The sequence below is a fragment of the Massilia sp. genome (assembly GCF_046293535.1).
Lineage (GTDB): Bacteria > Pseudomonadota > Gammaproteobacteria > Burkholderiales > Burkholderiaceae_D > Telluria.
Window position 1 is genome coordinate 31,178 of record NZ_JBKBOV010000018.1, and the last position, 26,947, is coordinate 58,124.

At 65.9% G+C, this 26,947-nt stretch carries 21 protein-coding genes and 1 pseudogene; 14 read left to right on the forward strand and 8 right to left on the reverse strand.

The window, feature by feature from the left end; translation table 11 throughout:
- Positions 1 to 2: 2 nt before the first annotated feature.
- From bioA to ACK4S9_RS11735, 4 genes are read right to left on the reverse strand one after another with little or no spacing between them, the layout of a single operon-like run.
- Positions 3 to 1,343, reverse strand: coding sequence for an adenosylmethionine--8-amino-7-oxononanoate transaminase (gene bioA / locus ACK4S9_RS11720; protein ID WP_409725735.1), 1,341 nt, complete (start codon positions 1,341 to 1,343; stop codon positions 3 to 5).
- 27 nt (positions 1,344 to 1,370) lie between these two features.
- The gene (locus ACK4S9_RS11725) at positions 1,371 to 2,156 is read right to left on the reverse strand and encodes an enoyl-CoA hydratase/isomerase family protein (RefSeq protein WP_409725737.1); all 786 of its coding nucleotides are present in this window, start codon (positions 2,154 to 2,156) and stop codon (positions 1,371 to 1,373) included.
- Between the two features lie 26 nt (positions 2,157 to 2,182).
- Positions 2,183 to 3,790 (reverse strand): carboxyl transferase domain-containing protein, encoded by a 1,608-nt coding sequence (locus ACK4S9_RS11730; protein ID WP_409725739.1) that lies wholly within the window; start codon positions 3,788 to 3,790, stop codon positions 2,183 to 2,185.
- Between the two features lie 29 nt (positions 3,791 to 3,819).
- The gene (locus ACK4S9_RS11735) at positions 3,820 to 4,260 is read right to left on the reverse strand and encodes a YchJ family protein (protein ID WP_409725741.1); all 441 of its coding nucleotides are present in this window, start codon (positions 4,258 to 4,260) and stop codon (positions 3,820 to 3,822) included.
- A 240-nt stretch (positions 4,261 to 4,500) separates the two neighbouring features.
- Here ACK4S9_RS11735 and ACK4S9_RS11740 point away from each other — a divergent pair, with 240 nt between their 5' ends.
- Positions 4,501 to 5,034, forward strand: a complete 534-nt coding sequence (locus tag ACK4S9_RS11740; RefSeq protein ID WP_409725743.1) for a hypothetical protein — start codon at positions 4,501 to 4,503, stop codon at positions 5,032 to 5,034.
- 260 nt (positions 5,035 to 5,294) lie between these two features.
- On the opposite strand, the gene ACK4S9_RS11745 is transcribed toward ACK4S9_RS11740, so the two are convergent.
- Together ACK4S9_RS11745 and ACK4S9_RS11750 are read right to left on the reverse strand one after the other, a co-directional pair.
- Positions 5,295 to 6,566, reverse strand: a complete 1,272-nt coding sequence (locus ACK4S9_RS11745; protein ID WP_409725745.1) for a D-amino acid dehydrogenase — start codon at positions 6,564 to 6,566, stop codon at positions 5,295 to 5,297.
- A gap of 112 nt (positions 6,567 to 6,678) precedes the next feature.
- Positions 6,679 to 8,052, reverse strand: a complete 1,374-nt coding sequence (locus ACK4S9_RS11750; RefSeq protein ID WP_409725747.1) for a serine hydrolase domain-containing protein — start codon at positions 8,050 to 8,052, stop codon at positions 6,679 to 6,681.
- Positions 8,053 to 8,297: 245 nt separating this feature from the next.
- Between ACK4S9_RS11750 and ACK4S9_RS11755 the strand changes: the two genes are divergently transcribed.
- The 11 genes and pseudogenes from ACK4S9_RS11755 (at position 8,298) to ACK4S9_RS11805 (ending at position 19,255) form a co-directional block, all read left to right on the forward strand.
- Entirely contained in the window at positions 8,298 to 9,041 is a 744-nt protein-coding gene (locus tag ACK4S9_RS11755; RefSeq protein WP_409725749.1) for a GntR family transcriptional regulator, read from the forward strand.
- Positions 9,042 to 9,203: 162 nt separating this feature from the next.
- Positions 9,204 to 10,082 carry an N-acetylmuramic acid 6-phosphate etherase gene (gene murQ / locus ACK4S9_RS11760; protein WP_409725751.1) on the forward strand — a complete coding sequence of 293 codons (879 nt, stop codon included), beginning with the start codon at positions 9,204 to 9,206 and terminating at the stop codon, positions 10,080 to 10,082.
- 65 nt (positions 10,083 to 10,147) lie between these two features.
- Positions 10,148 to 11,443, forward strand: coding sequence for an MFS transporter (locus ACK4S9_RS11765; protein ID WP_409725753.1), 1,296 nt, complete (start codon positions 10,148 to 10,150; stop codon positions 11,441 to 11,443).
- 165 nt (positions 11,444 to 11,608) lie between these two features.
- A complete protein-coding gene (locus ACK4S9_RS11770; RefSeq protein WP_409725755.1) occupies positions 11,609 to 12,751 on the forward strand; it encodes an acyltransferase family protein in 1,143 nt (380 codons plus the stop codon).
- 20 nt (positions 12,752 to 12,771) lie between these two features.
- Entirely contained in the window at positions 12,772 to 14,388 is a 1,617-nt protein-coding gene (locus ACK4S9_RS11775) for a glycoside hydrolase family 10 protein (protein ID WP_409725756.1), read from the forward strand.
- A gap of 19 nt (positions 14,389 to 14,407) precedes the next feature.
- Entirely contained in the window at positions 14,408 to 15,325 is a 918-nt protein-coding gene (locus ACK4S9_RS11780) for an N-acetylglucosamine kinase (protein ID WP_409725758.1), read from the forward strand.
- Positions 15,326 to 15,351: 26 nt separating this feature from the next.
- Positions 15,352 to 16,146, forward strand: a pseudogene (locus ACK4S9_RS11785) (N-acetylmuramoyl-L-alanine amidase); the annotation flags it as partial.
- A gap of 375 nt (positions 16,147 to 16,521) precedes the next feature.
- Positions 16,522 to 17,427, forward strand: coding sequence for a LysR family transcriptional regulator (locus ACK4S9_RS11790; RefSeq protein WP_409725760.1), 906 nt, complete (start codon positions 16,522 to 16,524; stop codon positions 17,425 to 17,427).
- Positions 17,424 to 18,047, forward strand: a complete 624-nt coding sequence (locus ACK4S9_RS11795; protein ID WP_409725762.1) for a M15 family metallopeptidase — start codon at positions 17,424 to 17,426, stop codon at positions 18,045 to 18,047. The genes ACK4S9_RS11790 and ACK4S9_RS11795 overlap by 4 nt, the downstream gene beginning before the upstream one ends.
- Before the next feature lies 1 nt (position 18,048).
- Entirely contained in the window at positions 18,049 to 18,321 is a 273-nt protein-coding gene (locus tag ACK4S9_RS11800; RefSeq protein ID WP_409725764.1) for a hypothetical protein, read from the forward strand.
- A 97-nt stretch (positions 18,322 to 18,418) separates the two neighbouring features.
- On the forward strand, positions 18,419 to 19,255 hold the full coding sequence (locus ACK4S9_RS11805) for a polysaccharide deacetylase family protein (protein WP_409725766.1): 837 nt from the start codon (positions 18,419 to 18,421) through the stop codon (positions 19,253 to 19,255).
- On the opposite strand, the gene dacB is transcribed toward ACK4S9_RS11805, so the two are convergent.
- Complete coding sequence (dacB, locus tag ACK4S9_RS11810; protein WP_409725768.1) at positions 19,252 to 20,751, reverse strand: D-alanyl-D-alanine carboxypeptidase/D-alanyl-D-alanine-endopeptidase; 1,500 nt, start codon at positions 20,749 to 20,751, stop codon at positions 19,252 to 19,254. The genes ACK4S9_RS11805 and dacB overlap by 4 nt on opposite strands.
- A gap of 13 nt (positions 20,752 to 20,764) precedes the next feature.
- A complete protein-coding gene (locus tag ACK4S9_RS11815; RefSeq protein ID WP_409725770.1) occupies positions 20,765 to 22,003 on the reverse strand; it encodes a nucleoside recognition domain-containing protein in 1,239 nt (412 codons plus the stop codon).
- Between the two features lie 167 nt (positions 22,004 to 22,170).
- On the opposite strand from ACK4S9_RS11815, the gene ACK4S9_RS11820 reads away from it, so the two are divergent.
- The gene (locus ACK4S9_RS11820; RefSeq protein WP_409725772.1) at positions 22,171 to 23,904 is read left to right on the forward strand and encodes an ABC transporter substrate-binding protein; all 1,734 of its coding nucleotides are present in this window, start codon (positions 22,171 to 22,173) and stop codon (positions 23,902 to 23,904) included.
- 184 nt (positions 23,905 to 24,088) lie between these two features.
- Positions 24,089 to 26,938: a TonB-dependent receptor domain-containing protein gene (locus ACK4S9_RS11825; RefSeq protein ID WP_409725774.1), complete on the forward strand. Its 2,850-nt coding sequence runs from the start codon at positions 24,089 to 24,091 to the stop codon at positions 26,936 to 26,938.
- The last annotated feature ends 9 nt before the right edge of the window (positions 26,939 to 26,947 follow it).

Consider the following 26,947-nt stretch of genomic DNA (forward strand, 5'->3'; position numbering starts at 1 on the left):
GTTCACCCTGCGATCACCGATTCGAACACCTTCTGCGTGCGCGCGGCCAGGCCGGCCACGTCCTCGTCGCCCAGCACATAGGGCGGCATCAGGTAGACCGTGCGGCCGATCGGGCGCAGCAGCAGTTCGTTTTCCACCGCCGTGGTGAAGAAGCGGCGCGCGAAGCTCGAGGCGCGCCCAGGATCCGGCTCCACCGCGTCGAAGGCGAAGATCATGCCGCGCTGGCGGAAGTGGCGCACGCGCTCGTGCTCGGCCAGCGGCGCCAGGGCGATGGTCAGCTTGGTGGCCAGCTCGCGGTTGCGGTTCAACACGTCGTCTTCCTCGAAGATGTCGAGCGTGGCCAGCGCCGCGCGGCAGGCCAGCGGGTTGCCGGTATAGGAATGCGAGTGCAGGAAGCCGCGCGTGATGTCTTCGCTGTAGAAGGCCTGGTAGATGGCATCGCTGGTGAGCACCAGCGAGAGCGGCAGGTAGCCGCCGCTGATGCCCTTCGACAGGCACAGGAAGTCCGGCCAGATGGCCGCCTGCTCGCAGGCGAAGAAGGTGCCGGTGCGCCCGCAGCCGACCGCGATCTCGTCGGCGATCAGGTGCACGTGGTGCTGGTCGCACAGTTCGCGCAGCAGTTCCAGGTAGAGCGGGTCGTACATGGCCATGCCGGTTGCGCACTGCACCAGCGGCTCGACGATGATGGCGGCGATCTTGTCGCCGCGCTCCTCGAACAGGGTCCGTACGTCAGCGATGGCGCGTCTGGCGACGTCCTGCGCGGATTCACCCTCCTGGGCGTTGCGCGCATCCGGCGCCGGCACCACGTGCGAGGCACGCAGCAGCGGGCCATAGGCATCCTTGAACAGCGGCACGTCGGTGACGGAGAGCGCGCCGATGGTCTCGCCGTGGTAGCTGCCCTGCAGGCAGACGAATTCCTGCTTGGCGGAGTAGCCGGCATTGCGCCAGGCGTGAAAACTCATCTTCATCGCGATCTCGACCGCCGATGCGCCGTCGGAGGCATAGAAGGCATGGCCGAGGTTGTGGGCGGTGAGGGCGGCCAGCTTTTCCGACAGCTCGATCACCGGCTCGTGGGTGAAGCCGGCCAGCATCGCGTGTTCCAGCTTGTCCAGCTGGTCCTTCAGCGCCGCATTGATGCGCAGGTTGGCGTGGCCGAACAGGTTGACCCACCAGGAGCTGATGCCGTCCAGGTAGCGCCGGCCTTCGTGGTCATACAGCCACGGCCCCTTGCCATGGCTGACCGCGATCAGCGGCACCTCTTCGTGGTGCTGCATCTGGGTGCAGGGGTGCCACACGCTGCGCAGGCTGCGTGCGATCCAGTCGGAAGAGGTTTGCTGCTTCACAATCGATCCAATACGTAATACTTAAACTCAATTCAGCCAGGTCGGCTTGCGCTTCTCGAGGAAGGAGGCCACGCCTTCGCGGCCTTCGAGCGACGCGCGGATTTCCGCGATGCGGTTGGCCGTGTCCGCCAGCAGCGCGTCGTCGACCGGCTGGCCCACGACCTCGCGCACCAGCCGTTTCGCTTCACGCACGGCATTCGGGCTGTTACTCACCAGGGACTTCACGATGCCGGCCACGGTGGCGTCCAGCGCGTCAAGCGCCACGACTTCGTGGGCGAAGCCGATGCGGCGCGCTTCATTCGCATCGAAACGCTCGGCGGTGAGGAAGTAGCGGCGCGAAGCCTGCTCGCCCATGGCCTTGACGACGTAAGGCGAAATGGTCGCCGGGATCAGGCCCAGCTTCACTTCGGACAGGCAGAAGTGCGCCACGTCGCTGGCGACCACGATGTCGCAGGCCGCCACCAGGCCCATGCCGCCGGCGTAGCAGTCGCCCTGCACCTTGGCCACCGTCGGCTTCGGGCACAGGTAGATGGTGCGCAGCATGTCGGCCAGGCGCGCGGCGTCCTGCTGGTTCTCGCCGTGCGAGTAGCCGGCCATCTTCTTCATCCAGTTCAGGTCGGCGCCGGCGCAGAAGGCCGGGCCGTTCGCCCCCAGGACGATGGCGCGCACCTGCTCGTTGCGTCCGAGTTCGTCGAAGGCCAGCGCCAGCTCGGCAATGGCGTGCTCGTTGAAGGCATTGCGCAGGTCGGGGCGGTTCAGGGTGACGGCAGCCACCTTGTCGTCGATCGCGACGGTGAGAGTCTGGTATTCCATTGTCAAGTGTCCTTTACATCCGCGCTTTACATCCGGAATACGCCGAACTTCGTCTCCTCGATCGGCGCGTTGAGCGCGGCCGACAGGCCCAGGCCCAGCACGGTGCGGGTATCGGCCGGGTCGATCACGCCGTCGTCCCACAGGCGCGCCGAGGCGTAATAGGGGTGGCCCTGGTGCTCGTACTGCTCCTTGATCGGCTGCTTGAAGGCGGCTTCTTCTTCTTGCGACCATTGGCCGCCCTTGCCTTCGATGCCGTCGCGTTTCACCGTGGCCAGCACGGATGCCGCCTGGTCGCCGCCCATCACCGAGATGCGCGCGTTCGGCCACATCCACAGGAAGCGCGGCGAGAAGGCGCGGCCGCACATGCCGTAGTTGCCGGCGCCGAAGGAGCCACCGATGATCACGGTGAACTTCGGCACCGAGGCGGTGGCCACCGCGGTGACCATCTTGGCGCCGTTGCGGGCGATGCCCTCGTTCTCGTACTTGCGGCCGACCATGAAACCGGTGATGTTCTGCAGGAACACCAGCGGGATCTTGCGCTGGCAGCACAGCTCGATGAAGTGGGCGCCCTTGAGCGCCGACTCCGAGAACAGGATGCCGTTGTTGGCGATGATGCCGACCTTCATGCCGTAGATGTGGGCGAAGCCGCACACCAGCGTGGTGCCGTAGCGCGCCTTGAACTCGTCGAATTCACTGCCGTCGACCACGCGCGCGATGACCTCGCGCACGTCGAAGGGCTTGCGGGTGTCGACCGGAATCACGCCGTACAGCTCTTCCGGCGCGTACTTGGGCTCGACGCTTTCACGGAGCGCGCCCTGGACCGGCTTGACGCGGTTCAGGTTCGACACGATGGTGCGGGCCAGCGACAGTGCATGCAGGTCGTTCTGGGCCAGGTGGTCGGCCACGCCAGACAAGCGGGTGTGGACGTCGCCACCGCCCAGGTCTTCGGCGGTGACGACCTCGCCGGTGGCCGCTTTCACCAGGGGCGGGCCGCCCAGGAAGATGGTGCCCTGTTCCTTGACGATGATCGATTCGTCGCTCATGGCCGGCACGTAGGCGCCGCCGGCCGTGCAGGAACCCATCACCACCGCGATCTGCGGGATGCCTTTTGCCGACAGGTTGGCCTGGTTATAGAAAATGCGGCCGAAGTGGTCGCGGTCCGGGAACACGTCGTCCTGGTTCGGCAGGTTGGCGCCGCCCGAGTCGACCAGGTAGATGCAGGGCAGGTGGTTCTGCTCGGCGATTTCCTGGGCGCGCAGGTGCTTTTTCACCGTCATCGGGTAATAGGTGCCGCCCTTGACGGTGGCGTCGTTGCAGACGATCACGACTTCCTGGCCGGCAACGCGGCCGATGCCGGTGATGATGCCGGCGCTCGGTGCGGCGCCGTCGTACATCTCGTAGGCCGCCAGTTGGGAGAACTCGAGGAAGGGCGTGCCCGGGTCCAGCAGCATTTGCACGCGGTCACGCGGCAGCAGTTTGCCGCGGGCGACGTGCTTGGCCGATGCGGCCTCGCCGCCGCCCTGCGCCATTTGCGCGACTTTTGCGCGCAAATCGTCGACGATGGCTTGCATGGCCGCGGCGTTGGCCTTGAAATCCTCGCCGCGCGGGTTCAGTTTGCTCTCGATCTGGGGCATTGCCGTCCTCTGTTGTCTCGCTGTTTTGCTTATTTAGGGAAACTGCCGTCCAGATAGAACCAGCGCGGCGTCCCGGTGTCCGGGTCGGGCTCGCGCAGGAAACGGCTCACTTCGTGCAGCCGGTGCGCACGTCCGCCCACCTTGAAGCGGGCGACGAATTCGACCGTGTCACTGTCTGGATCGTCCGGTGAATTTACTTTACGTTGACGTAAACGTAAAGCAGATTTTACCTCAAGCCCGAGCCAGCGGATTGGTTCCTCGTCATCGATGATCGGTTCAGTCGGGCGGGTGGTCGGATGCCACGTAGCAAGCAGATAAGGCTCGTTTTTCTGCGTATACGCCGTGTAGCGCGAGCGCATCAGGGCCTCGGCCGTGGGCGGCAGGGCTTCGCCGGCAATGAACGGGCCGCAGCAGGCGCTAAGGGACGGCCCGCCGCAGGGGCAGGCGCCAGGAGTGGTCGTTTTGGACATGGCCGCCATTATCCGCCATTTTACTAAGCAAGGCGGACCGGCTGTCTCCACATATCAGGAGCTACATATTCACTAGATGAGCACGTTAGTCACCTCCTGTACAAAAAGTCCCTTTGCCCTACCTGAAGGTGAATGCGTTAGTTCTATCGCTTTTTGTAGATTGCTGTAACTACCTGTAGTCAAGTAAGGTCTTTGTCGTAGGATAATGATTCAACACAACACGACATAAGGGACCGCGAAATGGATACTATTGTTGCAGACATGGACATGAATGTTTCTTACGAGGTATCGCCTTTGACTAATTATGTTGGCGAGTATCGTGACCGTCGCAGAGTAATCTTGGACGCAATCGAAAGAATGCCGTCAAGCACCCCTATAAGTGAAAGATTAGCAACATATGATCTCGAAATGAAGAAGCTTCGAGAATCTTTTGTAGCTGCTCGTCGTGCAGAATATGAATCAAAGTCTTACGAAGGTTCAGTTTCGCATTCTTGCACAAGTGGTAGTAGCGGAGGCAAGAAGGATTGCGGTTGGAAATGGGTCGATAGCCCATCTTCTGATCTTGAAACAGTTCCTTCCTCTCTAAGGGTTGTCGGGACGAATAAAGGGACAACCGTTGAGACTTCACGTGCTGGGCTAAAGATGACCGTAGCTGGAAGTGGGCGGAATGCAGGGACGCTTTATATTACTTTTAAGTACAAACAAGGCGTTATTGAACGACGCCTCAATGATGAAGTTGCTCAGCTGTTCGACTTAATTGGCCGAGCGGGATAAGACCTGGATTGTGTAAGGTTACCAAACCGTAGCCTTACCAAAAACTTTTTAGAGATTGCAAGCGTTCTCAAACGATCTAAAATTTATGCTGTCTAAAAGCCGTGACTGCTGCGCTAATCAGTACTCACCGGTCTGAGATAAATTCTCGCAATATGCGGCCCACGTCATATCGCCGCTCATCCATTACCTTAATAAAGGTTACGTATGGCTACTGGAAAAGCCATCTAGTACCTTGCGATATTGTGTTCCTTATCGCCGATTCAATTTCGCAGCGTTAGCCCGTCCAGCGCGAACGGCGGCGCTTCGCCCTTCATCGCGCCGGCCAGCAGGCTGGCGCTGCCGCAGGCGAAGGTGAAGCCGAGCGGCCCGTGGCCCACGTTCAGCCACAGGTTGTCATAGGGCGTGGCGCCGATGATCGGGGCGCTGCTCGGGGTGGCGGGGCGCAGGCCGGCCCAGACCGAGGTCTGCGAATAGTCGGCCGCGCGCGGCATGGTTTCCTTCACCTGGCGGATCAATCCGTCGACGCGCTTCGGAGTGTGGCTCAGGTCTTCGCCCACCATGTCGACCATGGCCGCCACGCGCAGCTTGCTGCCGATGCGGGCGTACAGCACCTTGCGCTCGAAGTCGGTGACGCTGATTTCCGGCGCCACGTCGTCCGCGCGGATCGGCGCGGTCAGGCTGTAGCCCTTGAGCGGGTACAGCGGCAGCGAGATCCCGACCGTGTCGGACAGCATGCGGCTCTGGATGCCGGCCGCCAGCACGTAGCTGTCGGCCTGGATCATGCCCTGGTCCGTTTCGACGCCGGTGATGCGGCCCTTGTGGGCTGTCAGGCGGCGCGCTTCGGCATGGACGAATCCCTCGAAACGCGGATGCTCGCGCAGGCGCGCGGCCAGCGCCAGGCAGAAGGCATGGCAGTCGGCCACCGCTTCGCCGCCGTTATAGATGCCGCCGGCCAGCAGCGGCTCGGCCGCCGCCAGGGCGGGCTCGCGCGCGGCGCACTCGCTGGCGGACCAGATCTCGCCGGCGCCTGGTTTACCGGCCGCCTTCTCGAATACCTCGCGCGAGCGGTAGACCACCAGCTTGCCGGCGTCGCGCCAGTCGAATTCTTCGAGCGGGACGGTGACCTCGAGCTGCTTCATGCCCTGGCGCGACAGCTCGCCCAGTTCGAGCAGCTTGGCCGTGGTCTTGCGGTTGACGTCGGCGCGGCAGTGCGCGAGGAAGCTGGCCAGCCAGCGGTACTGGCGCAGGTCGGCCTCAGGCCGGAAGTGCAGCGGCCCGGCGTCCTGGAACATCCATTGCAGGGCCTTCAGCGGCACGCCTTCGTCGGCCAGCGGCGACACGTAGCGGTAGCTGAGCTGCCCGCCATTGCCGTAGCTGGAGCCGCTGCCGACGCCAGGGGCACGTTCGAGGAGGCTGACGCGGTAGCCGGCTTCGGCCAGCCACCAGGCCGAGGTCAGGCCGACCACGCCGCCGCCGATGACGAGGACTTGCTCATTTGCTTGCGCTCTTGCTTGCACTACTTGCTGCTGCATCCTGCACTCTTCTTCTTTTTGAACTGGGGTGACGAGCTTAGGCGCTCGGCCGGATGGCGGCCAATGAAACTCGCGCCAAGCGCCATAACCGGCATATATGTACGCATTGGCCTCATGTTGCTGCCTGTTGCGCGAGGTTTGTGACCATGGCATGACGGTGCAGCGCACTCAGGATGCGTTCCTCGAAGCGCGCGCGCGCCGAATAGCGGCCTTTCTGCAGTTCCGGATCGGCCGAGCAGCCGCCGGCCAGCATGATCAGGCCGTTGCCGCGCGCCAGGTCCGCCGCGAACACCGAAATCAGGCCATATGCGTCGCCCGAGTGGCCCACCGCGTCGAAGCCGCCGCCTTCGACCAGTCCGGTGCCGGATCGGTCCGGGAAATGGGCGTTGCCCAGGCCCCAGGCAGGGAAGAAACCGTTCAGCGAATCGCCGTTGCCGCCTTTGTCGTCGATGGTCCAGTGGCGCGCGAACATGCGCTCGAGCGTGGCGCGCTGGAACAGCCGCGTGTTGCCATGCACGCCGCCGTTCATCAGCATCCGCATGACCACGCCCATGTCGCGCGCGGAGATGCGCAGGCCGCCGGTCGGGCTGAAGGGTGTGGCGTTGGCGCCGGGGACGTATCCGGCGATGCCGGCGGGAGGCATCGGCGGCTTGGTCGAATAATCGTCGACTTGCGGGATCCAGGGGCCGTCCGCATTCCAGATCTCGGTGTCGACCGTGCGCTTGCGGTACAGCGTCGCCAGGTTCTCGAGCGCCGGCGGCGGCAGCGCCGACGGGCTGTAGCCCCCCTCGATGCCGAGCGGCTGCAGCAGCAGGCGCTGCATCAAGAGGTCGAAGCGCTCGCCCGTCACACGTTCCATCGCGGTGCCGATCACGCCCCAGCCGAGGTTACAGTAGGTGAAGTACTCGCCCGGGCCGGCACGGGTGGCCCACATCTTGCCTCCGCCGTACAGGGGCGCTCCCGGCACCAGCACGTCTTTCAGGGAGGTCGAGAGCGGCCACGAATAGCCGCTTTCGTCGCGCAACGAAGAGGTGTGGGTGAGCAGGGTGCGCAGCGTGACGACGCGTTGCGGGAAATGCGGGTTGCGCAGGCTGAAGCCCAGGTAGCCGGACACGTCGGCATCGAGGTCGATGCGGCCCGCTTCGCTAAGTCGCATCAGGCCCAGCGTGGTCATCATCTTGGAGATCGACGCGATCCGGTACAGGGTCGCGGGCGTGGCCGGCTTGTCGGGCAGGGCGCCGTTGCCGATGAAACGGCGTCCGAATGCCTGTTCATACACCGGCTGGCCGGCGCGGACGGCGACCACCGACAGGCTGGCCAGCTGCATCGCCGGATCGGCGACGATGGCCGCCAGCTCGGCGTCGAGCGTCCGGCGCGCCGCGGCTGTGAGGAGCGGGACGGCAGCGGAAGAGGGCGGCGCCGCGAACAGCGGCTCGACCGCGCCCAGCAGGGCCATGCCAAGCAAGCTACGCCTGCGCTCGTTCATCCCGGTCTCCTTTGTCCTTGCGACTTGTTATTTGTAAAATATGTGAACCTTTGGTTGAGCATACGGAGTGACAGGAAGGATTGCCAAATGAATAGCCGTCACCGTGGCATAACCGTTTTATATTGGTTTCAAGTGGTATGCCCATAAACAAGGAGCATGCATAGACAATGCTTTTTCATGGCCTGCAATGTGTCGGCAATGAATGTTGCCATTACACTTTGTTTAACTCCCTGAGCATGCTGCCGATGACGACAAGCACCCCCGCCTTCCAGGTCGACCTGACCGACAATTCTCCGCTCTACATGCAACTGGCGCGCAGGCTCGCACAAGACGTGCGCGAGGGCCGCTACCAGGCCGACCAGGCCCTGCCTTCCGAACGCACGCTGTCCGAACAGCTCGACGTCTCGCGCGTCACCGCGCGCAAGGCGATCGACCAACTGGTCGACCAGGGCCTGGTGGTGCGCCGGCGCGGCTCCGGTAATTACATCGCGCCGCGCATCGAGCAGCCGCTGTCGGACCTGTCGAGCTTTTCCGAGCAGCTCCAGCAGCGCGGCTATACGCCCAGCAGCCACTGGCTGCGCCGCGAGCTCGTGCTGGCCAGCGCCGACGAGCAGCTGTCGCTCGGCCTGTCCCCGAATACGCGGGTGGCGCGCCTGGAGCGCCTGCGCCTGGCCGACGAGGTGGTGATGGCGTATGAAGTCAGCGTGATCCCGGCCACCGTGCTGCAGCGCCCCGAGAACGTCGGCGGCTCGCTGTATGCCCACCTGGCCAAGACCGGGCACATGCCGGTGCGCGCGCTGCAGCACCTGCGCGCGATGAACGCGCCGGCCGAACTGGCGGCGCGCCTGAACGTGCCGGAAGGCCGCGCGGTCCTGTTCATCACCCGCGTCGGCTACCTCGAATCGGGCGAACCGGTGGAACTGACCCATTCCTACTGCCTGAGCGATCATTACGACTTCGTCGCCGAACTGCGCCGCCCGAGCGCCTGACAAGCCCTCGAGGCGGCCTTTCACCGTCTTGCCCTGTTGGCTTGTCTGACGCGTGTGCAGCATAACTTTTCGGCATGATGGAAGGCGCAGCATTCATAAGCCACCTGGCGTAATTGGTATTACACTGGTTTCATCGACTACTTTGCACCAAGAAGGCACGGCATGCTGAAAACCGAAACCCCGGCCCAGGACCACGCTTCCCTCGACCAGTACCCGACCGTGGAACTGGTCAACGTGCTGGTCGACGACCAGCTCAACGCGGTCAATGCCGTGCGCGCCGCCGCGCCGCGCATCGCCGCCGCCGTCACCGCCGCGCTGCCGCGCGTGGAAGCGGGCGGACGCCTGATCTACGTCGGCGCCGGTACCTCGGGCCGCCTGGGCGTGCTCGACAGCGTGGAACTGTACCCGACCTTCTCCTGGCCGCACGATCGCGCGGTGGCGCTGCTGGCCGGCGGCCTGGAAGCGATGTTCGTCGCGGTCGAAGGCGCCGAGGACGACTTCGAGCAGGGTGCGGCCGACCTCAAGAAGCTCACTGTTAGCGCCAACGACGTGGTGCTCCTGATCGCCGCCTCCGGCTTCACCCCCTACGTGCTGGGCGCATTGCAAGCCGCGCGCGAGGCGGGCGCGCTGACGATCGGCTTCGCCAACAACCCCGAGGCGCCGGTGGCCAAGGATGCCGAAATCGGCATCACCCTGGACACCGGCCCGGAAATCATCTCCGGCTCCACCCGCCTGAAGGCCGGCACTTCGCAGAAGATCGCGCTGAACACCTTCTCCAGCGCCCTGATGGTTCGTTTACACAAGGTGTATGGCAACCTGATGGTAGACTTGAAGGCTACCAACGCCAAGCTGGTGCGACGCGCCATCCGCCTGACCGTGTTCGCCACCGGCGCCGACGAAGCCGCCGCGCAGGCGGTGCTGGAGCAGTGCGGCTACCACGTCAAGACCGCGGTGGTGGCCTTGATCAAACAAACCAGTGTCGAGCAGGCGCAAGCCCTTCTGGAAGCGGCGCACGGCAGCGTGCGCGCAGCCATCGCCTAGTGCGCGCCTGAGTCCTGCCTGGCGCGCACCCGAGGCGCGCCGCACCTGCCGACCACGAAAGACCTATGCAGACTTCGCTCGACAAACCTTCGTCCACCGCCAGCCCGTCGCAGTCCAATCCGTGGTCCTGGATCCCGTCCCTGTACTTCTCGCAGGCCATCCCCTACGTGGTGGTGATGAGCCTGTCGGTCATCATGTACAAGGACATGGGCGTGTCGAACTCCGACATCGCGTTTTATACCAGCCTGCTGTACCTGCCCTGGGTGATCAAGCCCCTGTGGTCGCCGATCGTCGACATGTTCGGCACCAAGCGCCGCTGGACCGTGCTGCTGCAGCTGGGCGTGGCCGCCTCGTTGGTGGCGGTGGGCCTGTCGCTGCACCTGCCGAACTTCTTCATCGCCAGCCTCGCCGTGATGTGGGTGATGGCCTTCAGTTCGGCCACCCATGACATCTCGGCCGACGGCTTCTACATGCTCGGCCTGCGCCAGCAGCAGCAGGCGGCCTTCGTGGGCGTGCGCTCCACCTTCTACCGCCTGGCGACGCTGTCGATTCAGGGGCCGCTGGTGGTGCTGGCCGGCTACCTGGCGCACCGGCTGGGCAGCGTCAACCAGGCCTGGGCTATCGTGTTCTTCGTGCTCGCCGCCTTCTTCTTCGTGGCCTTCCTGTGGCACGGCTTCATCCTGCCCAAGCCGGACAGCGACCGCAAGGTGCCGCGCACCAGCAACCCGCTGCGCGACTTCTTCACCACCTTCGCGCTGTTCTTCCGCAAGCGCGACATCTGGCTGATCCTCGGCTTCATCCTGACCTTCCGCCTGGGCGAGGCCCAGCTCCTGAAGCTGGTGGCGCCCTTCCTGAAAGACCCGCTGTCCGCGGGCGGCCTGGGCCTGACCACCGAGCAGTACGGCATCGCCTACGGCACCATCGGCATCGCCTTCCTCACCCTGGGCGGCCTGGCCGGCGGCTACCTGATCTCGCGCCTGGGCCTGAAGCGCTGCCTGTGGGTGATGGTGTTCGCGATCCACCTGCCGGACCTGGTGTTCGTCTACCTGTCGCAGACCCAGCCGACCAGCTTCGCCGTGGTCTGCGCCGCGCTGGCGATCGAGCAATTCGGCTACGGCTTCGGCTTCACCGCGATGATGCTGTACATGATCATGGTCTGCGAGGGCGAGCACAAGACCGCCCACTACGCGATCTGCACCGGCTTCATGGCGCTGGGGATGATGGTGCCGGGCATGTGGAGCGGCGACCTGCAGGAATACCTCGGCTACAAGAACTTCTTCATCTGGGCCTGCCTGTCGACGATCCCCGCTTTCGTCATGGCCGCTCTGGTGAAGATCGACCCGGAATTCGGCAAGAAGTAGGGTGGACGGCTTTGCCGTCCGCGCGTTCAACCGACGTATGAATGGAAGCTGGGTTTATTCATGCCATGTTTGAACGCGCGGGCGGGAGACCGTGATCTGGTCCACTGGACCAGATCACCCCTACGAAAGACACCAACGTACAACCATGAAAGAGACCCCGCAGCAATGCCCGACGCACCCGTGCGCCTGACCTCGCTCGACGCCTTCCGCGGCTTCACCATCGCCGCCATGGTCCTCGTGAACAATCCAGGCGACTGGGGCAACCTGCATGCGCAGCTGGCCCACGCCAAGTGGCACGGCTGGACCTTCACCGACTGCATTTTCCCCTTCTTCCTGTTCATCGGCGGCGTCGCCATGACGCTGTCGCTGGGGCGCCTGGCGGAAAACGGCGCCGACAAGCCACGCCTGCTGCTCAAGCTGGCGAAACGCTCCGCGCTGATCTTCCTGATCGGCTTCCTGCTCAACCTGATCCCGCGCTTCGACTTCGAGACCGTGCGCATTCCGGGTGTCCTGCAGCGCATCGCCCTGTGCACGCTGCTGGCCGCGCCGGTCGTGGTCTACCTCGGCTGGCGCGCGCAGCTGGCCGTGATCACCGGCCTGCTGGCGCTGTACACGGTGCTGATGCTGTGGGTGCCGGTGCCGGGCATCGGCGCCGGCGTGCTCGAGCCGGGCCAGGACTTCGGCGCCTGGGTCGACCGCATGGTCCTGGACGGCCATATGTGGGTGCAATCGAAGACCTGGGACCCGGAAGGCCTGGTCAGCACCATCCCGGCCCTGTGCAGCCAGCTGTTCGGCGTGCTCGCCGGCCGCGTGCTGGCGGCGAACCTGCCGCGCGTCGAGCAGACCGTATGGATGCTGTTCGCCGGCCTGGTGCTGCTGGGCCTGGGCTCGAGCCTGGATGCGGTGCTCATGCCGATCAATAAAAGCCTGTGGACGGTATCCTATTGCCTGTGGATGAGCGGCTGGTCGCTGCTGGCCTTCGGCATGTTCTATTGGCTGCTCGACGCCAATCCCTACGCAGCGGTGCGCGAACGCGCGGGCGTGTGGGCCAGGCCTTTCGTCATCTATGGCATGAACGCGCTGTTCATTTTCGCGTTCTCGGGTTTCGTGGCCAAGATGCTGGGGTTTATCAAGCTGGCGCAGCCGGACGGCAGCCAGCTCGCGCTCGGCCGCATGCTGTACGCGCCGATCAAGGCCTTGCCGCTGGGCGCCGCCAATACCTCGCTGTTATATGCCATCCTCTTCAACGCCTGCATGTTCGCGATCGCGTACGGCATGTGGCGCAAGCGGTGGTTCGTCAAAGTCTGAGAAAAGTACAAAGGAGCGGAATGAAGCCGGATCTGAAAAAACGTGCGTTTACCCTGGCCGGGATGGCCGGCATGACTGGTGCGCTGACCATGGGCGGTTTGCTCACCGCCTGCACCACGCAGCCGACCGTTCCCGGCGGCGGCGCGGGCACTGCCGACCAGCCGCCGCCGGCCCCGCGCGAGTTCCGCGCCGCCTGGGTGTCCACCGTGGCCAACATCGACTGGCCGAGCAAACCAGGCTTGCCGGCTGCCCAGCAGCAGGCCGAGGCGATCGCCATCCTGGACCGCGCGGTGGGCCTCAACCTGAACGCCATCGTGCTGCAGGTGCGCCCGTCGGCCGATGCGATCTATCCTTCGAAGATCGAACCCTGGACGGAGTACCTGACCGGCGCCCAGGGCAAGCCCCCGATGCCGTGGTACGACCCGCTCAAGTTCTGGATCGACCAGGCGCACGCGCGCGGCCTCGAGCTGCACGCCTGGTTCAACCCTTACCGCGCGCGCCACGACAACGCCCGTTCGCCGGCGGCGCCGAACCACATCACCAACACCATTCCGTCCGCGGTCAAGCGCTACGGGAAGTTCATGTGGATGGACCCGGGCGAGGAAGCCGCGTCGAAGCAGACCATGGACGTGATCCTCGACGTGGTGCGCCGCTACGACATCGACGGCGTGCACATCGACGACTACTTCTACCCCTATCCGATCGCGGCGCCGGAAGTGGCGGGCAACGCGCAGGCGCTGGACGGCAACGGCAAGCCCGCCGCGAAGGAACTCGATTTCCCGGACGGCCCGGCCTGGGAGCGCTACCTCGCCGCCGGCGGCAAGCTCGATCGCCCGTCCTGGCGGCGCGACAACGTCAACCGCCTGATCGAAGCCATGTACCAGGGCATCCACAAGGAAAAGAGCTGGGTGCGCTTCGGCATCAGCCCCTTCGGCATGGGCCGCCCGGACCGCCGCCCGCCCGGCATCTCGGGCTTCTCGCAGTACGACAAGCTGTACGCGGACGCCGAACTGTGGCTGGAGAAGGGCTGGCTCGACTATTTCGTACCCCAGCTGTACTGGCCGATCGCCCAGACCGCGCAGTCCTATCCGGTGCTGCTCGACTACTGGATCTCGCAGAACCCGCAGAACCGCCACATGTGGCCGGGCCTGTTCACCAGCCGCATCGGCGCGCCCGCGCCGACCCTGAGCTACGAGCCGAAAGAGGTGCTGGACCAGATCGCGCTGACCCGCCAGCGTCCGCTGTCGACCGGCCACGTCCATTTCAGCATGGTGGCCCTGACCCAGAACCGCAAGGGCATCAGCGACCAGCTGCGCGCCACCGCCTACCAGGGCCAGGCGCTGGTGCCGGCCACGCCCTGGCTGGCCAGCGAAGCCCCCGGCACCCCGCTGGTTTCCGCCACGCGCGCCAAGGACGGCGTGGCGCTGCGGCTCAAGGCCGGCCGGGCCAACATGCTGTATGCGATCTGGGCGCGTCATGGCGCCGAGTGGCGCTTCTCGGTGGCCCCGGCCGCGCGCGTCGACTGGACCGTGCCGGACGACGCCAGGCTGGGCGCCGCCGACCTGGTGCTGGTGAGCGCGGTGAACCGCCTCGGCAAGGAAGGCGCACGCGTGCAGGCATGGCGCAAGCCGGCATAATATGGAACACTCGCAGTCCATGTCCCCACACGAAGCGCACGACCATCTCGGCCTCGGCATCGATGCCGGCGGCACCCAGACCCGCTGGGCCCTCGCGGCGCCGGGCGGGCGTATCGTCGCCGAAGGCACGGCCGGGGGCCTGTCGGCCTTGCAGATGAGCAGCCTCGAAGGGCGCGAAAGCGTGCAGGCGACCTTCGGCGCCATCGCGCAGGCCGTGCTGGCGCACGGCCGCCCGGTGGCGGTGCGCGCCGGCGTGACCGGTTACGGCGGCGACGGCGGTCCCCTGCAGCAAGCCCTGGGCGAGGTGCTCGGCCTCGACCCGAAGGCGGTCGTGCTGAGCAACGACATCGAAATCGCCTACCTCGCCAGTTTCAAGCCGGGCGAGGGCTACCTCGTGTATTCCGGCACCGGCTCGATCGGCGCCTTCATCGACGCGGGCGGCGGTTTCCACCGCGCCGGCGGGCGCGGGGTGGTGCTGGACGACGGCGGCGGCGGCTTCTGGATCGCCCGCGAGGCGCTGCGCCACATCTGGCGCCTCGAGGACGAGCGTCCCGGCGCCTGGGAATCCTCGCCGATGGCGCACGCCGTGTTCCAGCACGTGGGCGGCTCGGACTGGTCGTTCTCGCGCCAGTTCATCTATGGCCGCGAGCGCGGCGAAGTCGGCAAGCTGGCGATCGCGGTCGCCGCCACCGCCGAGCGCGATCCGGCCGCCGCCGCCATCCTGCGCGAAGCGGGCCGCGAACTGGCCCGGCTGGCGCAGGCGCTCGTCAAGCGTTTCGGCCCGCGCCCGGTGGCGCTGGCCGGCCGCGCCGCCGAGCTGCACCCGGCGATCGTCGAAACCATGCGCGCGGCGCTGTCGCCCGATACCATACTGAGCCAGACCGGCATGCGCGCCCATTACGCGGCCGCACGCCTTGCCGCTGCGCCATCCCACTAGATGCAAACCACCAGGATTCCACGCCGATGAAACACCTGAACCTTCTCGCCGTTCCAATCATTCTTTCCGTGCTGGCCGGCTGTACCACCGCGCCGGTCGCGCCAAGCGGCCCGAAGATCGATACCACCTACACCGCCAAGGGCCAGTCGAGCCGCGCGCGCTTCCTGGTGCTGCACTACACGGTGTCGGACAACCCGACCTCGATCAAGATCCTGACCGAGCAGCAAGTGAGCTCTCACTATCTCGTCACGAACCATGCCGAGCCGATCATCTACCGCCTGGTCGACGAGAACCGCGCCGCCTACCATGCCGGCGTGTCGAGCTGGAAGAACTACACGCAGCTGAACAACAGCTCGATCGGCATCGAGATCGTGAACCCCGGCTGGACTCCCGCGCCCAATGGCGGCCGGCAGTTCTACCCCTTCCCGCAGTCGCAGATGGATGTCCTCATCCCGCTGCTGAAGGACATCGTCCAGCGCCACGGCATCGCGCCCGAGAACGTGCTGGGCCACAGCGACATCGCGCCGCAGCGCAAGCAGGACCCGGGTCCGCTGTTCCCGTGGGCGCGCCTGGCCCAGGAAGGCCTGGTGCTGTGGCCGGATGCCAACCGCGTCGCCCTGGTGCGCCCGATCTTCGATGCGACCCTGCCGGACATGTTCTGGTTCCAGCGCAAGCTGGCCACCCACGGCTTCGCGATCCAGCAGACCGGGATGCTCGACCAGCAGACCCGCACCGTGCTGCAGGCCTTCCAGATGAAATACCGTCCGGCGGACATCGCCGGCAACCCGGACGCGGAGACCGCGGCCCTGCTCGAGGTGCTGACCACGCCGGCCAATGCGCCGCTGCCGGTGGTCGAGACGCCGGTGACCACCTCGCCGGTGCCGATGCTGCCGCCAGCCACGCCGCCGGCCCCGGTGATCCCGGAAACGGCGCCAGCACCGGCCGCGCCGCTGCCCGTGCCGACGCCGGCCGTCCCGACGCCGGTGCCGACGCCGGTTACGCCGCCGGTCCCGGCGCCGGCGCCAGCACCAGCGCCGGCACCGGCGCCGGCGGCTCCGGCCACGCCGGCCGCACCTGCCGCACCGGCCAACCCAGCTGTCGTGAACACGCCGTGACGGTCGCCGCAGCCGGGTTTTCCCTGTATCCTTCGGAAAATTCGCGTCATGTGTGCGAGTTTTCTACAGAAGGATGAAGCGATGCGCTTGCGCCATATCGAAGTTTTCCACGCCATCATGCAGGTCGGTACCATCAGCGGTGCCGCCCAGGTTCTCCATATCTCGCAGCCGGCGGTGACGAAGGTCCTGCAGCACGCCGAGCTGCAGCTGGGCATGCCGCTGTTCGAGCGGGTGCGCGGCAAGCTGTACCCGAAGCCGGAAGCGCACCGCCTGTTCGCCGAAACCGAGAAGCTCAACCGCGACCTGCAGGGCATCCGCCGCCTGGCCGCCAGCCTGAAGAGCCGCGCGGTGGAGACCGTGCGCCTGGTCTCGACGCCGACCATCGCGATCGGCGTGCTGCCGCAGGCGATGACGGTGTGGCGGCGCGACTTCCCGCAGGCACGCTGCGAGCTGTCCACCCACCACACCAGCGAGATCGTGAACGCGCTGCGCCTGGGCGAAGCCGACCTGGCGCTGTCGCTGCAGGATCCGCGCCATCCGGGCATCGTGGCCGAGCCGATCGCCCACGGTTATCTCACCGTGATGGCGCCGCGCGGCACCTGGAGCGAGGAAGAACTGTCCAAGCCCTTCGGCGCCGAAGGCCTCAGCGGCGAGCTGATCGGCCTGACGGACGGCGACCCGCTGGGCGAGATCGTGGTCGCGGCCTGCGAGGCCCAGGGCGTGCAGCCGGTCTACCATACCGTGGTGCAGACCTACCAGATCGCCCGTTCGCTGGTGGAAGCCGGCGCCGGCCTGGCCGTGCTCGACCCCTTCACCGCCGCCTCGGCCGACCCGGCCAAGGTGCAGTGCCGCCAGTGGTCGCCGGCGATGCCGGTGCACCTGTATCTCCTGAGCGCCAGCCATTCCCCCTTGTCGCATGGGGCGCGGGAGCTGGCCAACTGTATCGGCGCGACCGCGCGCGCCTGTCTCGAAAAAGGCTGTGCATGACCAAGGATGGGCAACTGAGCGTGGCCAGCGAGGATATCGCCGGCAGCCCTGAATTCCGCCATCTCGCCAGCATCGCAGGGATCGCGATCGACCTGCGCTACGCCACGTCCAACAACTTCGTCGGACGCGACCTGTATTCGCCCTTCGATTGCGCCTGGCTGCACCGCGACGCCGCCGAGGCGCTGGAGAAGGTCGTGGCCTGGCTGAAGCAGCGCCGGCCCGGATATACCGCCCTGGTGCTCGACGCCCTGCGTCCGCAGCGGGTGCAGCAGCAACTATGGGACGCGCTCGAGGGCACCGGCTTGCAGATGTACCTGGCCAACCCGGCACGCGGCTCGATCCACTCGTATGGCATGGCGCTCGACATCACCCTGCTCGACGAACAGGGCCGCGAACTCGACATGGGCACCGGCTTCGACGACATGACCAACCTGTCGCACCCGGCGCTGGAAGAAGGTTTCCTCATCACCGGCGAACTCAGCGACGAGCAGGTGGCCAACCGCCGCCTGCTGCGCGAGGCCATGTTGCAGGCGGGCTTCTTCGGCATCAACACCGAATGGTGGCATTTCGACTGCGGCGACCGCGAACTGGTGCGCGCCACCTACCGCCGCGTGCTCTGACATGTCCGGCCTCCTGCGCGCACGCCGACTGCGCGGCGCGATCGCGGTAGCCTGCATCATCCTGACGCCACAACTGCAAGCCCAGTCGGTCGCCTTCACCTTCGACGATGGCCCGGTCCTGGCCGCTACCCCGCACCTGGGGCCAGGCCGGCCACGCGCTCGCCTGCTGCTGGCCATGGGACGCAGCCTGGGACTGTCGCCGGCGGAACTGGGACTGCGCCTGATGGACGACGGCGACTTCGAGATCGAGACCCTCGCGCAGCAGGGTCTTTGAGCCGGCGCGGCCTTGCGCCGGGCCGTTGCGCTGGCTCATAGGAAGCGGGCTGGACAGTACTAAAGTTAGTTCATACGAAGCCGAAAGGAGCGCTCCCATGCCTGCCTTCGATCGCGTACGCCGCCTGTGCGGCGCGCTTGCCGCAAGCTGCTGCTTCCTGTCTTCACCGCTGCATGCGCAGTCGGTGGCCCTGACCTTCGACGACGGCCCCTCGCTGGCCGCGACCCCCCTGCTGTCGCCCCAGGCCCGCAACGACGCGATGCTGGCGGCGCTGGCCAAACACGGCGTGCAGGCGGCGCTGTTCGTCACCGCCGGCTTCGGCACCCACCGGCCCGAAGGGATGGCGATGGCGATGGCATGGGGCCTGGCCGGGCATGCCATCGCCAACCATACGGTGACCCATCCGGACCTGGACGATCCCGCGGTCACCCTGGCGCAGTACCAGCAGGAAGTGCTCGACTGCGACCGCGTCATCTCGGCGCTGCCCGGCTACCGGAAATGGTTCCGCTTTCCCTACCTGCGCGAAGGCGGCACACCTGAAAAGCGCGAGGGCATGCGCGCCTTTCTGAGCGAGCACGGCTACCGCAATGCGCGCGTGACCCTCGACACCGCCGACTGGCGCCTGAACGGCGAACTGCTCGAGGCGCTCGCAAAGGACCCGCGGACCGACCTCGAACCGTTCCGCCAGGCCTACCTGGCGCAGGTCCGCGAGCGCGCGCAGACCTACCGTGACCTGGCGCGGCGCCTCCAGGGGCGCGACATACCCCATGTGGCCCTGCTGCACCATAACTTGATCAATGCCTTGTGGCTGGACGACGTGATCAGCTTGTTCCAGGACATGGGCTGGACCATCACGAACCCGGCGTATGCGTATGGCGGCAGGGTCCATCACCTGGCGCCGAAGCCTCCGGCGCCGGCCCAGACGATGCTCTAGGGCAGGGCTGGCGCGGGCAGCGGCGCCGGCGCCGGCGTTCCTGAACGCGCCACCCAGTCCACCAGCGCATCGAGCACCGCGCGCCCGCGGCCGTTGCCGGCCTGTTCGCTGTTGACCATCGCGACGAACACGTTCTGCACCCCGTCCGCATCCGGCACATAGCCAGCCAGCGCCACCACGTTGCGCAGCGTGCCGGTCTTCAGGCGCGCGCGTCCGGCCGCCGCGGTGCCCTGCAGGCGGCGACGCAGGGTGCCGTCGATGCCGGCGATCGGCATGCTGGCCTGGAACTCGGGAGCCCAGTTGCTGCGCAGGCCGGCCTGCAGCAGGTAGGCCATCTGCTGGGGCGTGACGCGTTCGAGGCGCGACAGGCCCGAGCCGTTCTCCATCACCAGGCCGGTGTCGTCGATGCGCTGGCCGCGCATCCATTCGCGCACGGCGGCATCGGCGCGGGCGCTGGTCGGCTCGCCGGTGGCGGGAAGCGCGAAACTGCCCGCCACCGGATCCGCCTGCAGGCTGCCCAGGCTCAGGAACAGGATGCGCGCCAGCGCGTTGTCCGAAGGCTTGTTGGTGTCGCGGACCAGTTCCGGCAGCATGCGCGAGGTATGCTCGGCCAGCAGCGTCGACGCCGGCGGCGCCGTGCCCTCGACGGCCTTGCCGCTGAATTTCCCGCCCAGCTCCTTCCACTTCTGGCGGAACAGGCGCTCGATGTAGTCGTTCCGGTCCAGCACGTTGATGCTGTAGCTGCGTGCGCAGTCCTTCGGGAAGGTCCCGCGCAGCAGCACCTTGATGCGGCCATCCTTCTGGCGCACCGCTTCCGGCAGCTTCCAGCCGTCTTCCCATTTCGAGCAGTCGGCGTCGACCAGGGTCATGCTCGAGCCGATCGACACGCGGTCGAGCGCCGGTTGCATCTCCAGCTTCAGGCGCTTGGCGGTCGAGCGCATGTCGATCTGGATCATGTTCTTGTTGACCAGCAGCGCATCCGGGATCACGTTGTAATAGGCCTCGGGCGACTCGTCGAAGGGCGGGAGGCCGACGTCCGCGCGCGTCGGTTGCCACAGGCTGCGGTCCAGCACCAGGTCGCCCTCGATGCGGCGGATGCCCTGGTAGTGCAGGGCGCGCAGCATGTTTTCCAGGTCTTCGCCGGACAGGTCGGCGTCGGCGCCGCCCTTCAGGATCAGGTTCCCGCGCAGGACGCCTTTCTCGATCTCGCCCGTGGTGCGCAGTTCGGTGCGGCCGCGGAAGGCGGGACCGAGGCGCTCCAGGCTGACCATGGTCGTCACCAGCTTCATGATCGATGCCGGCTGCATCGGCCGGTCGGCCTGGTGCGACAGCACCACGGCGTCGCCCTTGAGCACCAGCACGCCGAGGGAATCTTCCGGCAGGCCCTGCTGCGCCAGCACCTGGGACACCGGCGCCGGCAGCTGGGCGTGGGCGCTGCCGACAACGGCGACGAAGAGGGTGGCGAGGGCAAAGGTCGGGCAAAACCGGCGCAGCATGATGACTCCCTGATTAACCGAAGAACAGATAGGCGACGAAGATGGCGCCGATGACGCCGGCCAGGTCGGCCAGCAGGCCGTAGCCGATCGCATAGCGGGACTTGCGGATGCCGACCGAGCCGAAATACAGCGCGACGATGTAGAAGGTGGTGTCGGCGGCGCCCTGCAGAATGCTGGCCAGGCGGCCCACGAAGGAGTCGACGCCGTAGGTGGTCATGGCGTCGATCATCATGGCGCGCGAGCCGCTGCCCGACAGCGGTTTCATGAGCGCGGTCGGCAGCGCGCCGACGAAGTCGGTCGGCAGGCCGAGGGCGGTGAAGATCCAGGCGAAGCCGCTCACGATCAGGCCCAGGATGCCCGAGTTACGCACCACGCTGATCGCCACCAGCATGCCGACCAGGTAGGGAATGATCCGCAGCGAGGTCTCGATGCCGCCCTTGGCCCCCTCGATGAAGGCTTCGAACACGTTCACCTTCTTCGCCAGCGCGCCGACCATGAAGGCGGCGATGATCGAGAACAGGATCAGGTTGGCGGTGACCACCGAAACCAGCTGGATCTGCGATTTGTCGAGGAAGACCGTGAAGTACCAGACCAGCAGGGCGATGAGGGCGGTCAGGCCGCCGATCCAGCCGAACACGGCCGGGTGCAGCAGGTTGATGCGCTGGCGCAGGCTGACCGCGATGATTCCGGTCATGGTCGAGCAGTAGGTTGCGATCAGGGTCGGGATGAAGATGTCGGCCGGATTCGCAGCCCCTAAAACTGCGCGCTGGGCCATGATCGCCAGCGGGATGATGGTCAGGCCCGAGGTCTGGATCACCAGGAACATGATCTGCGCGTCGCTGGCCTCGTCCTTGCTCGGGTTCAGCGTCTGCAGGCTTTCCATGGCCTTCAGGCCGAAGGGGGTGGCGGCATTGTCCAGGCCGAGCATGTTGGCCGAGAAGTTCATCACCATGTGGCCGTTGGCCGGATGGTCCTTCGGCACGCCAGGGAAGATGCGCGAGAAGAAGGGCGCGATGATGCGGGCGAACAGGTTGATGGCGCCGGCCTTTTCGCCGACGTTCATGATGCCCAGCCAGAGCGTCATGACGCCGGCCAGCGGCAGGGCGATGTCCATCACCGCCATCTTGGCCGACGAGAAGGTGCCGTCGATGATGCGCTTGAAGATCTCGGTGTCGCCCATGAACAGCCACTGCGCGAGTGCCGCGATGAAGCCGACGAGGAAGAAACCGGTCCAGATGTAATTGAGTGCCATGTGAATGCCGCTGCTGAGATCGTACGATTGTGCAGCGAAGAGTATAGGCCGGGAAACAGCTGCGCAGATGAAAGAATGCGCCTGCGCCATGTGAAAAAGTTATGCCTATTGCTCCCGCAAAGCGGGCGCGCATATGATAGGCAGGCCTTCCACGCACCTCCCTCCCCATGAGATTTCGCCTGACCGCCGCCGTCCTCCTGTTCTCCCTGCTGTGTGCCGGCAGCGCGGGCGCGCAGGAAAAAGTCCTGCGCATGTTCCTGTCGACCAGCGAAACCGGTCTGGATCCGGCCGTGGCCTCGGACAATGCCACCCTCTCGCTGCTGGAAAACCTGTTCGACCCCCTGCTGCGCTACGACTACCTGGCGCGCCCGGCCAAGCTGCGCCCGAACACGGCCGCCGCCATGCCGGAGGTGAGCGCCGACGGCCTGACCTACACCTTCCGCATCCGCCCCGGCATCCATTTCACACCGGACCCGGCTTTCAAAGGGGTGAAGCGCGAGATGACGGCCCAGGACTACGTCTACAGCATCGGGCGCCTGCTCGACCCGGCGACCCGGTCGCCCTGGGCCGCCACCTTCGAAGGCGTGGCCGAGCTGCGCGCGCTCGACCGCCATACCTTGCGCATCCGCCTCAAGGCGCCGGACAACAACTTCCTGTTCTACCTGGCGATGCCCGCATCGAGCGCGGTGGCGCGCGAAGTGATCGACGCCTATCCGGGCCAGGCCGGCAACCACCCGGTCGGCACCGGACCCTTCATGGTGGGTGAATGGAAGCGCAGCGACCGCATCGTCCTGCTGGCCAATCCCGATTCGAGCGCGGTGTTCCATGCCACCCCCGGCGAAGAAGGGAAGTACAGCGCCGAAGACCAGGCCATCGCCGCCGCCCTCGAGGGCAAGCGCCTGCCGCGCGTGGACCGGGTCGAGGTGCGCATCGCCGAGGAATTCCAGGGCCGCATGCTGGGCTTCCTGAACGGCGAATATGACTACCTGGAGCAGATCCCGGAGTCGATGACCGACATGGTGGTGCGCGACGGACAACTGAAGCCGGAACTGGCGGCGCGCGGCATCGTGCTGTCGCGCTTCCCGGTGCTGCAGACCTATTACATGTGGATGAACATGAACGACCCGGTGGTCGGCGGCTATGGGAAGGACAAGGTGGCGCTGCGCCGAGCGATCTCGATGGCCTACAACAACGCCGAGGACATCGCCCTGCTGAAGAAGGGCTTCGCGATCAAGGCCGAGTCGCCGCTGCCGCCCAACGTGCTGGGCTACGACCCGCACTACCGCAGCCCGGTGCCCTACGATCCTGCCCTGGCCAATGCGCTGCTGGACCGCTACGGCTATACCCGGCGCGACCCGGACGGGTTTCGGCGAACGCCCGACGGCAAGCCGTTGACCTTGACCATGCACAGCGAAGCCACGGTCGGCGGCCGCCTGCGCGACGAGTTCTGGCGCAAGTGCCTGAACGCGATCGGCCTGCGGGTCGTGTTCAAGTCCGACAAGAAAACCGAGATCATCAAGGCCTCGCGCCTGGGCACGGTCCAGATGTTCGAGAGCAACTGGATCGCCGACTTCCCCGACGGCGACAACTTCTACCAGCTGCTGTACGGCCCCAACGCCGGCCGCGCCAATTATTCCCGCTTCAACCTGCCGGCGTATAACGAGCGCTACGAACAGGCGCGCCTGCTGGGCGACGGACCGGCGCGCCAGAAGCTGTATTTCGAGATGAACCAGTTGATCCACGCCTATAACCCGTGGGTGCCGCTGACCCAGGTCTTGTCGGGCGATTTGCGCCATCCGTGGCTGAAAAACTACAAACGCCACCCGGTCGAACTCACGACCTGGCGTTATCTGGATGTCGATGTTGCGCAAAGGGCACGCTCTGGCAGAGGCGGGCGCTAGATTTGGTGAGTTTTTCCTAAATAAAACATTCCCCTTAGTTATACTGGCCGCCGGATATTTCATTGGATAGCTGTAAATAAGAAGGCTTACCCTGAAATCGAACGATAACGTAATGCCAAGACATTACAACGAGAAGATCGGCCAGGATGTCAGGGCCGCCAAGGGAAAACGTTAGGAGAAACGCGTGAAGGTAAAAAAGCTCGCTCAATTGATCGCCCTGATGGGCGCGGTCAGCCCGGCCATCGCACAGAACGTGCAGATTTCCGGTCCGGTCCAGCGTGTCGAGATCACCGGCAGTAGCATCAAGCGCATCGCCAAGGAAGGCGCGCTGCCGGTCGAAGTGATCACGGCCAAGCAATTGGAGTCGCAAGGTATCGTCACCGCGGAGCAACTGATCGCGACGCTGAACGTCAACGGCAACGGTTCCGACAACCTGGCTTCGAATGCCGACGTCACCTCGGGTGCGCAGCGCGGCAACAACGGCGCCTCCTCGGCCAACCTGCGCGGCCAGGGCGCCGATTCGACCCTGGTGCTGCTGAACGGCCGCCGCGTGGCGACCCACGGCATGAAGGGCTCGGCCGTCGACCTGAACTCGATCCCGATGGCGGCGGTGGAGCGCGTCGAGGTGCTGAAGGACGGCGCCTCCGCGATCTACGGCACCGACGCGATCGGCGGCGTGATCAACTTCATCCTGAAAAAGAACTACCAGGGACTGGAAACCCAGGCCTTCGTCGACGTCACCGAGGCGGGCGGCAGCGAGATCGGCCGCGCGTCGATCACCGGCGGCTGGGGCGACCTGCAGGCCGACGGCTGGAACGTGCTGGCGACCTTCGCGCACAGCCAGAACAAGGCCCTGCGCGGCAACCAGCGCGACTTCGTGAACACCTTCCAGCCGGACCGCGGCGTCTCGGTCGATACCCGCGGTTCGCCGAGCGCCAACGTGTTCGCCACCACGCTCGCCCCGACCCTGCTGTCGCGCACCGGCACCGGCCCGACCCTGCCGGGCGGCGGCACCACGACCTATAACGGCATCAGCCTGCTCGACCTGCCGGGCGGCGCGGGCTGCAACAGCATCGACGGCATGGGCCCGTACGACGAAAAGCTGTGGAACAGCGCCGGCTCGGCCTATGGCTGCGCCTGGGACACCGGCCGCGCGGCCGTGCTGCAGCAGCCGGTCAAGAACAGCAACGCGCTGGCGCGCGCCACCTTCCAGTCGGGCGAGCACCAGTTCTTCGTCGAAGGCGTGGCCTCGAACGTCGAAGTATCCAAGAGCTTCTCCCCGAACCAGGTTTCGCCGTCCAGCTCGACCTTCGGCCCGACCTCGTTCTACCCGCGCACCGGCGCCGCCTACGACAGCGTGTACAACGCGCTGGTCAAGGTGTTCCCGAGCATCTCGGCCAACTACGGCCTGCCGATCGCCTACCGCTGGCGCTGCATGGAGTGCGGCAACCGCGAGATCGTGACCGAATCCAAGGCCGCCCGCCTGCTGGTCGGCGCCGACGGCCCGGTCAACCTGTTTGGCCGCACCTATGACTACCGGGTCGGCCTGTCGCGCGCCTTCAGCGAATCGGAATCGCGCCTGGGCACCGGCTACAACTACACCGTTGCGCTGGCCAACGTGCTGGGCTCGGGCATCGTCAATCCCTTCCTGCTGCCGGGCCAGAGCCAGTCGCAGGCGGCGATCGACGCGATCCAGGCCACCTCGGCCGCGGGCGTCACCCTGTACGGCGGCAAGACCATCCTGACCCAGCTCGACGGCGCGCTGTCGGGCGAGCTGTTCAACCTGCCGGCCGGCGCGGTGATGGGCGCGGTCGGCTTCGACCTGCGCCGCGAAGAGTACAAGTTCAACGGCGACAAGCGTGCCGCGGCCGCCCGCCCGGCGATCCTGAACGCGCCCTTCGACGACGCCAACGCCCTGGACAACGTGCACCGCGACATCAAGGCCGTGTACGCCGAACTGCTGGTGCCGGTCATCAAGAACCTCGACCTGACCTTCGCCATCCGCCGCGACAACTACAGCGGCATCGGCAGCACCACCAATCCGAAGGTCTCGTTCCGCTACCAGCCGATCCCGCAGCTGCTGTTCCGCGGTTCGTACAACGAGGGCTTCCGCGCCCCGTCGTTCAACCAGCTGTTCAACGGCATCACCGAGTCGCCGTACGCCGGCAAGGACCTGGTCGACCCGGCCAAGTGCCCGACCGGCCTGGTCGATGCCACCAAGCCTGGCTGCGAATCGATCACCCCGAACTACATCACTGGCGGCAAGTCGAACCTGGGTCCGGAAACCGCGAAGCAGGGCACCGTCGGTGTCGTGATCGAGCCGTTCAACTGGTTCTCGGCCAACGCCGACCTGTGGGAGATCCGCAAGCAGAACACCATCGATTCGTTCAGCACGTCGACCATGGTGGCGAACTACAACCTGTTCCAGGATCAGTTCATCCGTGACGCGGCGGGCAACATCGCCATCATCGACCAGCGCTGGGTCAACGCCGGCGAGCGCATCACCCGCGGCCTCGAGCTGGGCGCCCGTTTCAACGGCAAGTTCAGCACCGGTTCGCAGTGGACCCTCGGCATCGACGGTTCGCGCCTGCTGGAGAAGAAGTCGCGCGCCACCACCAATGCCGAATTCGGCAAGAGCGAAGTGGGCCGTTTCGTCTTCACCGGCGACCTGGGCCTGAAGTGGAAGCACAGCGCCTACGCGACCTACAAGCACGGCAACTGGAGCACCATGCTGCAGAACATCTACCGTTCGGGCTATGACGACCAGGTGCTGCCGGGCGTGGCCAACGGCCTGGTGAAGCCGGCCAACTGGAATCCGAAAGTGGACGCCTATTCGATCTTCCACCTGACGACCACCTACACCGGCTTCAAGAACCTGTCGCTGACCGCCGGCATCAAAAACCTGCTGGACGAAGATCCGCCGTTCGCCGTCACCTATGACAGCAACACCGGCGCGGGCAGCACCTGGGAGCCGCGCGTGGCCGACCCGCGTGGCCGCTCGTTCACCCTGATGGCGACCTACAAGTTCTTCTAAGTTGATCGT